The following is a 15,637-nucleotide window of genomic DNA, read 5'->3' as shown; positions in this document are numbered from 1 at the left end:
ATTAATTTAAGTTAATCTTACAATTTTTTAAATCCATCTGGTGGAAGGACTTTGTTCCATCCACATACACAGTAAATCCTTTTCCTTTGTTATATTTTTCGCCGGTAGCATCCCAATAAATCGCAATGTTTTTATTGTGGTAAGTTAACTGAGTCAGCGCAAAATAGTCCCATCTGTCTTTTGTAATCAATGGCCTTATTTCCAATGTATTGTTGGTTTGTGGCTTTACGCCAATTAAGTCCTGAATAATGATATCCGCAAATGTAGAGTGGTTGTAAAACTTACTTCTCGGATTATCGCCTTTTAACCATGCTCCTGTCCGCTCATCTTGGTATTCACCAATATAAGGCTTACCGTTCATCACATGCGATTTGGCATATTTATGAATCTGCTCGTATAAATCATTCGCATTTATCGCCTTATTCCGCTTGTAATCACTTAAGTAATTAGCCATTCCACGGATTGTCTGCGAACTTGTGAAAGGCCAAATCGCACCATCCCATTCACAACTATGCCCTGTCCCACGCGTTCTAAAAGTTGGTTCACGTCGCTCGGCAGTCGTTGTTCCCCAAGGGGCATTAAATCCCGTCGTATCGGGCAATTGAAGCCATGCCTGTCCATACATTGCTTTATCGGGCGGTAAATGAAAGTACCAGGGGATAAAACCAATTGCTTCACGTGTGGAATGTAGCGGTCCCTTTTCCAGCTTTGTTTTAAAGAATTGATCCTCCTTGTCCCAGAGTGAATCCAATACCAATTGACGCAAAGACTGTGCGTATGAACTATATTTCTTCTCTAATCCCTTATTCGACACCAATTTGGCAATTGCTGCAATCGCAACAGCATTCCCATACATGTAGCTGTTAATAGATGGGCGCATATTATGCTCTTTCCGTCCACCGGAAACAGATTCTTCCATCCCATCCTGGACATCGTATTGCCAGAAAAGACCATTATTAGCCTTTCTTTCTTTTTCCCATTTTTCAAAATCTTGATCCAAGTCCATCAAACGAGCCTCTAAATAGTGATTATCAGGATTGACTTTGCAATAGGCCAATAATGCATCAGGCAGCCAGGAACTGAACTGATGGAATCTCCGCTTGGATTGACCTTTATCAGCATGATAAAGCCAAAAATCAATGTATTCTTTTAAAAACGCATTGTCGCGAATCCATCTCCCTTCATACAAATGGTGACCAAGCGCACAGCTAATTGAATTGTATTTTCCAGCATGCTTTACCGGTTCAATAAATTCTGTTACCAAAGTACCTTCTGGACTTGACTTTATATGTTTGCGATAGGACCACCATCTAAAATAATAAGTCTGCTCAACTTCCTTATCAGGACAATCCAGCAAGGGGACATTCGCCACCAGCCAATCGTAAGCATCCTTATTTGGAATCTTGTTGACCACTGCTTCATTGTCATTACTATTAAATTCCCGAACATAGGATCGGACCTTCTCCACTAATTTTTCCTGCGCCTTTACATAGGAAAGTCCACAGAAAAGAAGCGCAAGAATAGATGTTTTAATTTTCATTACTTATTTAATATCAAAAAGTTGAAATCAATGTATTGTGTTTTTCGTAAAATACCTACTTCGTTTAAGTTATTTATCCTGTACTATCCTGAGCCTCGTTATGTTACAGTTTTGTACCCTGATAATAGCCAAATAAATCGTCGAGGTCATCCCCTTGATTATCCACATCGGCATTATACGGATGTGGGAGCTCCCTATCGTCCACAACGCCTAAAATCAGTACCTCGCCCTTCGGAATTTTCAGTTCGTTTGTTCCCGCAGGAAAGGAGTAAGTATGAATATCTACCATAGGCATGTACTGAATTCGGATCGCATTACGCACTTTTGCCTCTGCCTGTCCAAAATCATTGGCGCTCGCATCGATTTCCAAAACAGGTTTGGGGGCAAAAACTTTGTCGGTGCTATTGAAATAGCCAACTAATATCTTGACTGGTTTTTCACTTTTGAACCGGAGATGTGTACCGACTAATTTTTGATTAGCCGCATCAATCTGTATCGCTTGAACCCCTTCTAATTCATTTGCTAAATGTGTCACGACCAATTCCTGATCCGCATACAATTTCGCGCCCTTTTTCAATGGAATCAATTGTTGATTATCCAAAAACGTGACCTGCTGAGATTTTACTCCAACTTTTATTTGCGTAGGGGTATCGCTCATCTTTGATAAAGAATCTATCGCTTGTTTAAAGTTATTCAATTCAGTTTCAAAGACAGGCAGCATTTCCTTCCAATGAATAAAGGTTGCATCCGCTCCCCGCATTGGTATTTTACGTTGTTTGGTTTGCATGCTGTTTGCATATAAATAGGTCTTATCCGTTATCGCTGTTAGCTTACGGTATTCTTCGACACTTCGCTCCAGATCCGGTAAAGCTTTTCGAAGAGCACTTAGATCACGTATATATTTATAGCGCAGAAGTTGAATGGCAGCCTTCACCTTATAGCTATAATGATTAGCCAACAGTTGATGGATTCGGATATCATTAAGCCATCGATCAAATTCAGCTACATTTTTGGTGGGCGTTCCCAATGTTTTGATAAGAGCCGCTGCGCGCGCTCCATGTTGCACAATTTCTCTTGCCACCTGGTCAGGTGTTTCTCCAATATGGCCTTCATGACGATAGTCCTTCTCTACATAATCAACAATCATCTCTCCTTCTGGCGCCTCAGATTCATAAAGCATTGTAAACAATCCATAACGATAAGGATTTATCAGTTGTGTCATCAGCATTCCCAAAGAAGAGGTCTGTCTGTTACCGTCTGTGATACCAAATCGCCGCAGGATTTTAGGCGATATCTCACCTATTTCTTCAATGGCCGATAATAACTTTTGCGCATCCTTCTCAGGAATACCGTAATAGTGCACAAGTTCCTTTGACCAATAGGATTTCTCATTTAATAAATCTCGATTTTCGTCCCAAGCGTATCTAGCCCAAGCTTTGTACCACATCCAATCTCGATCGACCTGTAATAATCTATTGTCAACTTTATCCGCTGAATAAGGCCAATCCCAATACGAAGCCTGTGGATATATATGGATGCCATTTGAATGATGGACTTCGTGCATAGCTTTAACCGATTTCTGGATAAAATCAGGCGAGCCATAACGGAAAGGCTCCAAATTGGCTAATATATGCACATTTTGAATATGTACCGTACCAATATCACCTAATGAACGATGTAATTCTGCCCATTTTCCCCGAGGTGTATAGGTCGTCAATGCCTCTCCATTATATTTAGCCATCGTGTACAAATTCTTATATATCGGCAGTGATGCTTGCATAACAGCAGGCGCATCCGTATCATGGGCCCTTAGGATGATAGGTGGTTCACCGGCTGTCCGAGACAACTGTAAACCATCTTTCACACCCGGAATAATCGTTTTTGTAAACCAGTTGATATCGTCTTGCCCCACCCCTTCCATTGCTTCACCCAAAGTAATCAAGAGCCCCACATTCGGATATTTGGCTACAAAAGCAGCGATGCTTTTACGTGTATAATCTGAAATTAAAGGTGTAATAATTCGATTTCGCTCCTGTGTCTTTAAACCATGGCGATCGGCGAAAGGCTTTGGTAGGATAATATTATAAAACATTTGAATAATCCAGATCCCTCTTTTATTAGCTTCTTTGGTCAAAAAAGTATAGATATCTTGATTTTTCTGAAAAGTAGACTCATCAACCTCAAGCGCATAAGGGTAATCTTTTAATTTGACTAAGGAGGAAAAAGGATGCCCATTCCAAAGGTAAAGTGCATTATATCTATTTTCAGCCATCATATCCAAATAATTCAGCCACAATTGCTTATCGTAAAACCAAGGAAAGGACTCTGGTGTATAAGGATATTCATAAATATCATGCCCCGGTAGATAGGTCGTTTTCTGAAGCCCGATGCTCGTCCCTCGCATCACCATCTTGGGTCCATCTTGTATAAAAAAGGGCTGGTTTCCATGCCAGGTTTTATTAGCAAGTAATTCCATACAACCGTACAATACCCCTGACTCGTCTGCTCCGATAAGTTCAATGACTCCTTTTCCTGCTTTCCGATATAAAACAAAATGTTCTTTCTCGATCAATTTAGCTTTAATAGAGTCTGGTAAAGACTTTTTTTGTGCTAACGTACTCACCTCAACCTGTACAGGGTTTGTGACGATCGATTTGAACAGTTCTTTTTGTAGCAGGTCAATGGCGTATTGAAATCGCTCTTGATTTACGATTCCCGCCATCGTATAAACAATATTTTTTTGTTTGTTTCCTGCGTGAAGCTCTACAATGAGAGAACAGATACAAAGTAAAACGCATAATAGTCTTCTGTACATAATTGGTTATTTGCAATTCACTAATAAATGTCAATTTTACATATAAAATTCCAAATATTAGAATAAGTATCTCGTTTTTTACAAAGTAAATTTTTTACAGATAGAGATTTAATCCGCATCAACTAGATTATTTTTACTATTTTTAGTATATAATCAACGATTCCTTGAAAAAATATCTTTTATTCTTAGACACGGAAACATCTGGATTGCCAAAAAAATGGAGCAAAAGTTACACAGAAAGCGACAATTGGCCATATGTACTGCAATTGGCTTGGATCATTTTTGACGAAAACCAAAATGAAATAAAACGTACTAACAAGTATATCTATGAACCACTTATTCCGATCAGTCCGGCATCAGAACAAATACATGGGTTGACACCCCCCTTTTTAATGAAATATGGTGAGAAGAAAAAAGATGTGCTGCGCAAGCTAAGTCATGACATTAAAAAATATAAACCGCAAATTGTGGGACATTTTCTTTCCTTTGATCTCCAAGTATTATCAGCAGAATTCTACCGATCGAACCTGGTTCTCCCATTTGGTGACTTAGATTATTTTTGCACACTGTTACATAGCAAAAGATACGTAAGAAACCCCAACATGGTCCATCTTCCGCTTTCGCTATTACATGAATCCCTTTTTTCGGCTCCGCCAGAACATATGCACGATGCAGAAAAGGATGCTGAGATCACGGCAAAATGTTATTTTGAAATGATTCAACGAAAAGACCTGACCCATCAAGATATCCTAAACCAACAAACAGAGTTTGATAACATATCCTAATGCTGTCCTCATGAAAAATCCCGAGGTTATTCTTTCCATACTGAAATCTACCCCCCCTTTTCAGGCACTGCCCGATTCCCTACAGCTGAGTATTGTAGATATATTCAATGAATACCGCTTCTCCAAAGACACACTTGTCTATCGACAGAACATTACCGACATGGATGGAGTCGACTTAATTTTTGAAGGTGAATACGAAACGTTCTTCTTGGATGACTTAGACAACAAAAGATTGACGGAAATTCACCACAGACCTTATTGTTTTGGCGGAATATCCGTCCTTTTGAATCGAACAAAAGCATTAAAATCTGTAATTGCCAAGAAAGGCACCGTCATTTATCGATTGCCCCGGAAAAACTTTATTGAGCTTTGTAACGCAAATGAAGAGTTTTTCCATTTTTTTACCAATTCTTTTGGTAGGAGAATGCTGGATGAAGAATTTTCTCATTTTGTCAAATCCCCAGCTTCTTTCGAAGAAAGCTATTTTGCAGCAGATCAGTTATACTCAAGAAAGATCGAACACATCATCTACAAAGATATTGTTGCCTCTACCCCTGAAACGCCCATCTATGAGGTTGCAAAGACAATGGCAAACCAAAAGGTAAGTTGCTTATTTATCAAAGAAGACGATAGCATTATTGGTTATGTGACCGATATGACTTTGCGGGATAACGTAGTTGCTCGACAAATACCGGTCGACCATCCGATTGTGGAAGTCATGGACAATCCTATTGTTAGTATTTCTGATCAGTCTTATCTTTATGAGGCTGTATTAAAAATGTTCCGTACAAAATCAAGGTACCTGCTTGTCGAAAAAGAAGGAAACTATGTTGGATTCCTAAGTCGTAATCGCCTATTGAGCGAACAAGGGCAATCGCCACTAGTATTCATTCAATCGGTAAAACTAGCAGAGACGCTGGAAGAATTGCGTGAGAAGTGGAACAATGTTCCGGAAATTATCCACCAACTGCTTGGTAGAGGTGTAAATGCTGAAATTGCCAATCAGGTGATCACGACGGTAGCAGATAGTATTGCGCTCAAAGTAATCGAAAAAGTAATCGGGGAAATAGGTGAGCCTCCGGCAAAATTTGTTTTCATGGTTACGGGCAGTGAAGGTAGAAAAGAACAAACGTTGATGACGGACCAGGACAACGCAATTATCTATGAAGATAAAGCCAACGAACAGCGTGAACTGGTACGTGATTATTTTCTCCGTTTCGCCTCTCAAGTATCCGATCATTTGAATACAATAGGTTTTAGCTACTGCACAGGTGGTTATATGGCTAGCAATCCCGAATGGACACACTCCCTTTCCCATTGGAAAAACAACTACAAAAAATGGATTGAAGAAAGTATTCCGGAAAATGCCATTAAATTTTCAACATTTTTTGACTGCCGACGATTATACGGCGACCAAGAGATAATTGATCAGCTTAAAGAATTTCTCAATATCGAGTTACAGCGCCCTAATGATCGCTTTTTTGCATTTATCGCCAAAAATGCCTTACAATATGAGCCGCCGTTAACATTTTTTAAAGCAATCAAAACACAAACCATCGGTTCATCGGAAGTCTTCAACATAAAAAAAGCGATGACACCTATTGTAGACTTGGTTCGTGTTTATGCCCTGAAAAACCGTATTTATGAAGAAAACACCGGTGGTAGGCTCAAACAACTACTTGATTTAGGTGTTTTTACGCAGGAACAATATGAGGAATTGCATCAATCTTACTACTATCTGATGTCGATTCGCCTGAAAAACCAAGCGAATCAAATTCGAATAGCCAAACTAAGTCCAAACAATTATGTGCCGATGGACAGTCTGACAAATATTGAAAAAGCAACCATTAAAGAAATTTTTAAAACGATCAATAACTTCCAATTGGGCATCAAAGTGAAATTCACCAATAACCTTTTTGGTTAGTACATTGTTAATGACTCGGAATCACAGGTAGGATCTTTCCATCTGGGCCGAAGTGCAATTCATCCATACAGACCTCCCGGTGATAACCGGCAGCATCCCCCATTGTAATTCCATTAGGGTAATTAAATCGATGGTAAATAATATGCCACTCATCTTTTCCCGGTACCTGTAGTATGGAGTTGTGCCCAGTACCCAAAATTCCGAGCCCCGCATCTTTCTGCAAAATGAGGTTATCATCAGGAACTTGAATTGGTCCCAAAGGAGATGTTGAAGTACCGTATCGAACCCGATAATTTTCACTACGGGTATCGTTTTCAGACCATAAAAAGTAATAAGTTCCCTTTCGGAAGAAAACATAAGTACCTTCGCGAAAGGTGCGATCCGGTGTTATTAATTTAATCGAATTTTCCTTGATCGTGATCATATCCTTATTAAGTTCGGCCACAGCAAGATGTCCATTCCCCCAATACAGATAACTTTTACCTGTTTTGGGATCAGTAAAAACCGCGGGATCGATTTCTTGGCCACCTTTCACACCATTCGGCTTAAAATCTATCAGCGGTTTACCTGAATCTTTAAATGGTCCTGTCGGCGAGTCAGCTACGGCAACACCGATTTTCTGGGCTGCTGTAAAATAAAAATAATACTTATACCCGCCTTTAACTTTCTTTTCTATAATTGTCGGTGCCCAGGCATGGTGCGTACCCCAAGGAACATCTTTTTTTAAATCTAATATCACACCCTCATCTTTCCATTCCTTGAGGTTCGTAGAGGAAAAAGTTTTGAAGTAATATCCACCCCAACCGTCAAAACCATCGCTCGTTGGATAGATATAATATTTCTTTGTCTTATTGGAATACAATACATCCGGATCGGCGTAAAAGCCTTCCAATACAGGGTTCTTCGCCTTATTTAAAGCAATATCTTTGGGCTTACCCCAACGTTGCACCAATCTGTTTAATTCATTTTTTGAAATAGGCAAAACTGTGCCATGTCGCGGATGAAAATCCATATCAATCTGTTGATCTATCACTTTAAAATGATCTAGATCATGCGATTCGCAAAACTGATATTTCCCTTTTTTATAAACATCATACATGAGAACATAAGTATCAGATTGATTGCGCCTAAAAATACCCGACCCTTCCACATCTTCTGAGGTAGCCTGTTTGTAACCCGGCTGTTCCACCCATTTTCCTGAGGTCAAGGAATCTGTAATGGCTTGTTTTATACCTTTTCCATCGCCCTCCGTTTTATAAAACAAATGAAATAATCCATTTTTAACAATAATATCCCCATCAATACAGGATTGACCATTTTTTGGCAAGAACAACACCTTAGGTTCGCCTTCCAAATCTGTAAAATCGGGGTTGGCATAGGCATAATAAATCACATCGGGTTGATCTCCGTATTTCATGGACCAGTAAACCATATATTTATTTGCGCCCGGATCAAATATAGTCTGCGGTGCCCAGACTCTTTTTAAGTCTTTCTGTCCCTGATAACGTTCCTGTATGTTAATAGCATGATGATCCCAATGGATCAGATCCGTAGACTTTAACAGAACCATGCCGCGGTTAGAATCCCACCCTTTTGAGGAAATCATATCCGTTAATACCATATAAAATGATTTTCCATCTTGCGCACGTAGAATATGAGGATCCCTGACCCCACCTGTACTACTGATGATCTTAGAATCCAATATCGGCTGATTATTGTTCAGCGTTCTAAACGTGTAGCCATCGGTACTGATCGCAAAACAAACAGCCTCGTCTGCAACGGCATTTCCTTTAAAATAGGTAAATAAGTACGCCGCAAAATCTTTTTCCGATGGACCAAATTTGTATTCCTGAGCAAATACGCCGGATAAGGATCCAATGATTGAACAAACAGCCCCAATGATGGACATCAACTTTTTTTTATTCATAATAAAGAGCCTGCAAATAATCATCCTATTTCGTGGACATTTTAATCAGGGTAAATGAATAAGGCTCAAATGTTTCTACGAGCTTCTTTCCCTTATAAATCACCGTATCTTCCTTTGGACGAATATTTAATGGCTCGTCCAAACTGTTACTCACATTGAGGTCGGCATTTGCCAACGTGATTTTTTGAGCCGTCCCCAGCAACTTTTTTTTCGAAACTACATCTAGACTCACCTTTATAGGCTTACTGTTGTAATTGACCACTTTCAAAACCAACTGCTGCGAAAAATCGTCATAGACGGCAGAGGCATATAGGCTATCTCGTCCGGCAACGGGTTTGCCCTCACGTTTGATCGGAATAATAGACGTCCCTTTATTGGTGGCATACAATTTTTGCACTTGGTAGCTAGGCGTTCCATATACCTTCAAATTGTCAACCCAAATTAAGTCAGGTGACCATTGCCATCCATCTACATGGCCAAATAAAGGTGCATAAGACGCCATCTCGACAACATCGCCATTTCGCTCCAGCCCAGTCATAAAAGCCGCTTCAGAAAGTGCGGCCTCCCAGGTACTTTTCCCCGGGCCGTTTGGCCGTGTTGTATGTGAAGCGTACTCACCCGCGAAAATCTTTACTCCATTTCGTTCATAATTGTCATAGCGGCTTGCACTTGAAAGAAACCAGGATGGTGGACGGTAATAATGTTCATCTATGATATTTATATTCATCGCGCGAAGTTTTTCATTAAGGAAATCAAACCGGTCTCCCTCGGGATCAGTCCCTGAACTGGCGATAAGTGAAATTTCGGGATGCTTTTCATTCAACGCTTTCTTAAAAACAGCCAACCGTTCGATATATTGAGGCCCCCAATTTTCGTTTCCAACCCCCAACATCTTGAGATGGAAAGGTTCGGGATGTCCCATTTCAGCACGCAATTTGCCCCATTTCGTATCTATAGATCCATTGGCAAATTCGATCAGATCCAACGCGTCCTGAACATAATCATCTAACTCTTCTAAAGGCACGACTTCACCGGTATTAAACTGGCATGCCATTCCACAATTGAGGATGGGAACCGGCGTTGCACCGATATCCTCCGCCAATAAGAAATACTCAAAAAATCCTAAGCCAAACGTCTGAAAATAATCTGGCGTCAAACGATGTTTAAATTCGGTGTTCCAACGGTTGATGATCAACTCCCTTTCGGTAATTGGGCCAACCGTTTTCTTCCATTGGAATCTATTGGCAAGATCTTTACCTTCCACAATACAGCCGCCCGGAAAACGGATAAAACCAGGTTTCATGTCTGCGAGCATCTGAACCATATCTTTACGCAAGCCCTTTGGCCTTCCTTTCCATGTATCTACTGGGAATAACGACAGCATATCAACATCTAAAGTACCTGATCCTGTAAACCAAACATTTAATTTAGCCTTAGCTGTCGTTTCCGACACTGAAAATTTAACAGCGGCTTCGGACCATGATGTAGCCGCATTTAATGGAAATTCAGCTTCACCAATTACTTTATTCTGTTCGTTTAAAACTTCGACATGGATTTTCATCCCAGTCGCAGCACCCTGATACTGCAGAGAAAATTCGTAAGCAGCGCCTGATTTGACGCCCATACCTCTAAAACCTTCATTTTGCAGTCCCAATTTCAAATTGGTCGCATTATTTAGTCTTAGATAACGTTTATTCCCTTTGCGCTTACTGTCGTTTAATAGTAAATAAGTACCTTCAGGCCCATTTTCCAGCTTCTTCCAGGCCATCCATGGCTGATCAAATTCAAACGATCTATTTTTCACCAATTCGGCATAAATCCCTCCATCGGCGCCCAAATTAATATCTTCGAAAAAGACGCCCCACATGTGCGGCGATATTTTGCCCGTAGGTTTGTCCAACTGTATATTCAGTTCAATTGGGGACTGCGCCACTGCCGAAGAGCTTAAACTCGCCAGCAATAGCATCATTGACGCAATTTTCTTCATCTATTAGAATTATTTATCTTTTCTATTGTCTTTAATGGTAAATGAACTCGTTCCACTCGGTTATATACGGATCAATCCTTCATTTATCAGGCCTTTACAAAATGCTACATCAACTCCAGTACAATAACAGAAAACGCAGGAATATCAACCTCAATAGTTCCATTTACAATTTTTGCGTCCTTATAGACTACCGGTGTAATGACCGTAGGCTTTTTAAATGAATTGTAATCCCGTAGATTCGCTGCAGTAAGTATCCGACCGGTGACTTTTGCCGCTTTGAGCGAGCCAAGGTCCACGTGTACTTTATTTTTCCTTTTTGGATCTATATTCACTAAAGAAATATGTGTACGCCCTTGTTTGTCTTGTGATGCAGAAACAGACACTGCCGGAATCTTTTCGTTATTAAATTCAAAATCTGTTGATTGAAGAGAAATCGGGATTAATTTCGCATCCTGATGCACTTTATACATTTCCATCACATGATAAGTCGGTGTTAGGATCATATTCTTACCCTCTGTCAAAATAACAGCCTGCAATACATTTACGGCTTGTGCGAGATTGGCCATTTTAACACGGCGGGCATGATTATTTAAAATATTCAAGGTCATCCCCGCAATCATGGCGTCACGCATCGTATTCTGCTGATAAAGGAAGCCGGGATTGGTACCTGGCTCAACCTCATACCAGCCGCCCCACTCATCAACGATCAGGTCCACTTTTCCTTTTGGATCATACTTGTCCATAATGGCAATATTCTTTTCCACCAGTTCATTCATGAACCAAGCCGACTTCATCGTCCTAAAATATTGTTCTTCGGAATACTTGGTCGCTGAACCTTTCTTGTCCCAGTTAATCACGGCATAATGGTGCAGGCCCATACCCTTCATTAAGCTACTCGGTATTTTCTTCATTAGGGTCTCGGTCCAGTTGTAGTCTGCACTATTGGCTCCAGAAGCAATTCGATATAAGCCACTTCCATTTGTCCAGTCCGACATAAACGTGGCGTATTTACGGTATATATCCGTGTAGTAATCAGCGGTCATGTTTCCACCACAGCCCCAGGCTTCATTTCCCACGCCCCAAAACTTTACCTTCCAAGGTTCCTGCCGACCATTTTTTCGTCGCCAATCCGACATGGGGCTTTCCCCCTTAAAATTCACATATTGGACCCAATCGGCAAGCTCCTGCACCTCACCGCTCCCCACATTACCCGCCAGATAAGGTTCTGCACCAAGTAATTCACACATATTGAGAAAATCGTGTGTACCAAAGGAATTATCCTCTGTCACTCCACCCCACCAATTATTGACAATAGCAGGGCGCTGTGCTTTGGGTCCGACCCCGTCTTTCCAATGATAGGTATCCGCAAAACATCCCCCCGGCCAACGTAAATTTGGAATGTTCAAATTCTTTAGCGCTTCAATCACATCCTTTCGTACCCCATTGGCGTGCGGAATGGAATCGTTTTTCTCTCCCACATAAAAACCATCATAAATACACCGACCCAAATGTTCCGCAAAATGGCCATAGATATGCCTATCTATCGTAACTTCTCCCTGTATGGCCTCTAATTTCACGCTACTTTGCCCATACAACAGCCCATTGATCAGTGTAAAAGCAACGCCTAATTTTAATCTTAGCTTCATGATCTAAACTTCCTTATTTAACATTGAATCGGTAAGTTGTTTTTGAACTATATTTTTCTCCGGGTTTCAATACCGTTGATGCAAAATTGGGATGGTTCGGTGCATCGGGAAAATGTTGTGTTTCCAGACAGAATGCCGAACGGAATGGATAAACCTTTCCTTCTTTTCCTTTTGGATCTGAATCCTTCATAAAATTACCGCTGTAAAATTGCAGACCCGGCTCTGTTGTGTAGACCTGCATTTCAATTCCCGTTTTCGAAGCATATACCGCAGCTACTTTCTGGAAACCATCCTTCTTGTTAAGTTCAAAATTATGATCATAGCCTTTTCCGATCTTCAATTGTGCATTTTCATCTTCAATATGGGCACCGACACGCTGTGGTTTTGTAAAATCAAATGCTGTACCTGCAACAGGCAAACTCTTTCCTGTCGGAATTAACGTATGATCAACCTCCGTTATCGCCTTTGCATCAATTTGAAGTTCATGATCTAAAATAGAAGAATCGCCTGCACCATTGAGATTAAAATAGGCATGATTCGTCAGATTTAAAACCGTTTCTTTGTCCGTCGTTGCTAGATAATCAATGGCCAGCCCACCATTTTCTTCGAGTGTGTAAGTAACCTCCATTTTGACTGTTCCGGGATAACCGGCCTCTTTATCCGGTGAGGTATACGCCAGTGTTATCGAGGTAGCCGTACGATTGATCACATCCCACACTTTGTTGTATACGCCATTTGTACCGCCATGAAGCGAATTCTCACCATCATTTTTTTCCAGGGAATAAGACTCCCCATTCAGTGTGAAAGAAGCTTTACCGATGCGGTTACCATAGCGTCCCACAATTGCTCCGTAAAAATTATTATAGTTTTCCTTGTATTCCTTCGCTGAATCATAACCCAAAATTACATCCGTAACACCACCGTCTTTATTCGGAACTTTTAATGTCACCAATCGCGCGCCATAATTCGTGAGTGTGACAGCTATTTTATCGTTCTTTAGTTGAAACAATTTAACCTCTTTACCATCAATCTGACCATCGAAGGCCTGGCTCGACGTAGAATCAGCCGAAGTTGCCGCTTGCTTATTTTGAGTCGAAGAGGACTGACATCCATACGCTAAAGAAGCACAAGTCAACAAACCAATAATAATTTTCTTATTCATCTGTATTTAAGTTTTTATTCCATCAACCAAGATGGAGTTTCCTAGTTACATTAGGAAGGGTTCATAATAATTTCTAGTATTCAAAAGTGGCCATTTTACCAAAACCGAACATAAATGGCTGTCACCAACAATAAGGTTACAACAATTAACGCCAATACGGATGGCTCAACCTTGAACATCGATTTATCCAAGACAAAAGCTTTTGGATTAATTTTTGGCCCAAATAAGCTTACACCTATCATGGCTATCATGGTAAAAACAAACGCCAGTCCCATACAGATCTGGAATGGAATCTCATAAACCCCCGCTTTATTTGGATAAGCTGTATAGATCCATGTTTCCGGTCCGAAAACTTTTGTTGCAAACTCGTTAAAAAATACGGACAAAGCAAAGCCCGTGACAAGCCCTGTGATAGCAGCTGCCCCCGTTGTTCTTTTCCAAAACATGCCCAATAAAAACATCGCAAAAACACCAGGGCTGATAAATCCAGTATATTTCTGGATAAAAGTAAACCCGCCGGCGCCACCGATGCCCAAAGCATCATTCCAGGTAAACAATACGGAAAGCAAAATAGAGATAACAATAGTTATCTTGCCAACCCATACCATTTTTGCTTCGCTCGCCTCTTTATTGATATATTTTTTAAAAATATCCAATGTAAAGATTGTTGCAATACTGTTGGCCTTTCCGGCCAATCCCGCCACAATAGCAGCTGTAAGTGCTGCCAGCGCAAGCCCCTTCATACCATTTGGCAGATAACCCAATATCGCCGAATAAGCATTATCGGCATGAAATACACCTCCCGGAGCCATTTCCTGTTGCAAGGCTCCATTTTTATATAACACATAAGCAGCAATCCCCGGCAGCATCACGATAATTGGCATAAACAATTTAAGAAAACCGGCAAAAAGAATTCCAGTTCGCGCTGTTTTTAAATCAGCTCCTAAAGCCCGCTGCGTGATATATTGATTACAGCCCCAATAATTTAGGTTAACAATCCAGATTCCTGCAAGGTACATCCCTATTCCTGGCAACATCAGATATTTATTAATATCTTCCTGACTAGCCCCTGGCCCAGGTTTGGAAACAAACAAATTAAAATGCTCCGGAGAATCTTCCATCAGCTTATTGAATCCAGCCAAAGCATCCTGTCCCAAACCAAAATGTTCACTGACTAAAGTCAATGCAACATACGTTGTAGCGATACCACCAATAATCAGTACCACAACCTGGATAACATCCGTAAAACCGATCACACGCATTCCTCCCAATGTGATAATCACAGCAAACACAGCCAAAGCCACCGTGATCGTATGGAAGCTATCTCCACCGCCTGCCATACTAGAAATGGCAATGGCTCCTAAATATAGAATCGACGTCAGGTTGACAAACACATACAAAAACAGCCAAAAAATAGCCATGATAAGGCTTGTTGTTTCATTGTATCGGTTATTTAAAAATTGTGGCATGGTGAAAATCTTATTTTTTAGATACACCGGGATAAACCAAACCGCAACAATGATAAGCGCCACCGCAGCAATAAGTTCATACGCTGCTACAGCTATTCCAACTTCAAATCCATTACCGCTCATTCCTATAAACTGCTCCGCAGAAATATTGGATGCAATCAATGAGGAGCCGATCGCCCACCAAGTCAGTGACCCTTCCGCCAAAAAATAATCCTTGCTGCTGCTGAGACTATTTGTCTTCTTGCGATAAATCCAGTAGCCATAGCCTGCCACGATAAAGAAGTAAATTACGAAGATAACGTAATCTACCGTTGCAAATTTTTCCATATTTTCCAAATTGGTTATTTATCAAATAAGCCATTTATGTCCCGAAGATTGGGTA

At 40.6% G+C, this 15,637-nt stretch carries 9 protein-coding genes; 2 read left to right on the top strand and 7 right to left on the bottom strand.

Going from position 1 to position 15,637, the window contains the following annotated elements:
- Position 1: 1 nt before the first annotated feature.
- Positions 2 to 1,540 carry an MGH1-like glycoside hydrolase domain-containing protein gene (locus B4G94_RS22110; protein ID WP_286862001.1) on the bottom strand — a complete coding sequence of 513 codons (1,539 nt, stop codon included), beginning with the start codon at positions 1,538 to 1,540 and terminating at the stop codon, positions 2 to 4.
- Positions 1,541 to 1,643: 103 nt separating this feature from the next.
- Entirely contained in the window at positions 1,644 to 4,262 is a 2,619-nt protein-coding gene (locus B4G94_RS22105) for an alpha-d-galacturonidase (protein WP_286862000.1), read from the bottom strand.
- A gap of 257 nt (positions 4,263 to 4,519) precedes the next feature.
- On the opposite strand from B4G94_RS22105, the gene B4G94_RS22100 reads away from it, so the two are divergent.
- Together B4G94_RS22100 and B4G94_RS22095 are read left to right on the top strand one after the other, a co-directional pair.
- On the top strand, positions 4,520 to 5,140 hold the full coding sequence (locus B4G94_RS22100) for a 3'-5' exonuclease (RefSeq protein ID WP_286861998.1): 621 nt from the start codon (positions 4,520 to 4,522) through the stop codon (positions 5,138 to 5,140).
- A 10-nt stretch (positions 5,141 to 5,150) separates the two neighbouring features.
- Positions 5,151 to 7,064 (top strand): DUF294 nucleotidyltransferase-like domain-containing protein, encoded by a 1,914-nt coding sequence (locus tag B4G94_RS22095; protein WP_286861997.1) that lies wholly within the window; start codon positions 5,151 to 5,153, stop codon positions 7,062 to 7,064.
- 7 nt (positions 7,065 to 7,071) lie between these two features.
- On the opposite strand, the gene B4G94_RS22090 is transcribed toward B4G94_RS22095, so the two are convergent.
- The 5 genes from B4G94_RS22090 to B4G94_RS22070 all read right to left on the bottom strand — a co-directional run bounded on the left by B4G94_RS22090 (position 7,072) and on the right by B4G94_RS22070 (position 15,582).
- Complete coding sequence (locus B4G94_RS22090) at positions 7,072 to 8,991, bottom strand: family 43 glycosylhydrolase (RefSeq protein WP_286861995.1); 1,920 nt, start codon at positions 8,989 to 8,991, stop codon at positions 7,072 to 7,074.
- A 25-nt stretch (positions 8,992 to 9,016) separates the two neighbouring features.
- A complete protein-coding gene (locus tag B4G94_RS22085) occupies positions 9,017 to 10,978 on the bottom strand; it encodes an alpha-L-arabinofuranosidase C-terminal domain-containing protein (protein WP_286861993.1) in 1,962 nt (653 codons plus the stop codon).
- A gap of 104 nt (positions 10,979 to 11,082) precedes the next feature.
- Positions 11,083 to 12,624 carry an alpha-N-arabinofuranosidase gene (locus tag B4G94_RS22080; protein ID WP_286861991.1) on the bottom strand — a complete coding sequence of 514 codons (1,542 nt, stop codon included), beginning with the start codon at positions 12,622 to 12,624 and terminating at the stop codon, positions 11,083 to 11,085.
- A gap of 13 nt (positions 12,625 to 12,637) precedes the next feature.
- The gene (locus tag B4G94_RS22075; RefSeq protein ID WP_108634885.1) at positions 12,638 to 13,786 is read right to left on the bottom strand and encodes an aldose epimerase family protein; all 1,149 of its coding nucleotides are present in this window, start codon (positions 13,784 to 13,786) and stop codon (positions 12,638 to 12,640) included.
- Between the two features lie 95 nt (positions 13,787 to 13,881).
- Positions 13,882 to 15,582, bottom strand: a complete 1,701-nt coding sequence (locus tag B4G94_RS22070) for a sodium:solute symporter family transporter (RefSeq protein ID WP_108634884.1) — start codon at positions 15,580 to 15,582, stop codon at positions 13,882 to 13,884.
- Positions 15,583 to 15,637: the final 55 nt, after the last annotated feature.

Source organism: Sphingobacterium sp. UBA7625, assembly GCF_002484085.1.
GTDB classification, from domain to species: domain Bacteria; phylum Bacteroidota; class Bacteroidia; order Sphingobacteriales; family Sphingobacteriaceae; genus Sphingobacterium; species Sphingobacterium athyrii.
Note: the sequence above shows the minus strand (reverse complement) of the source record. Positions and strands in the feature narration are given on the sequence as shown.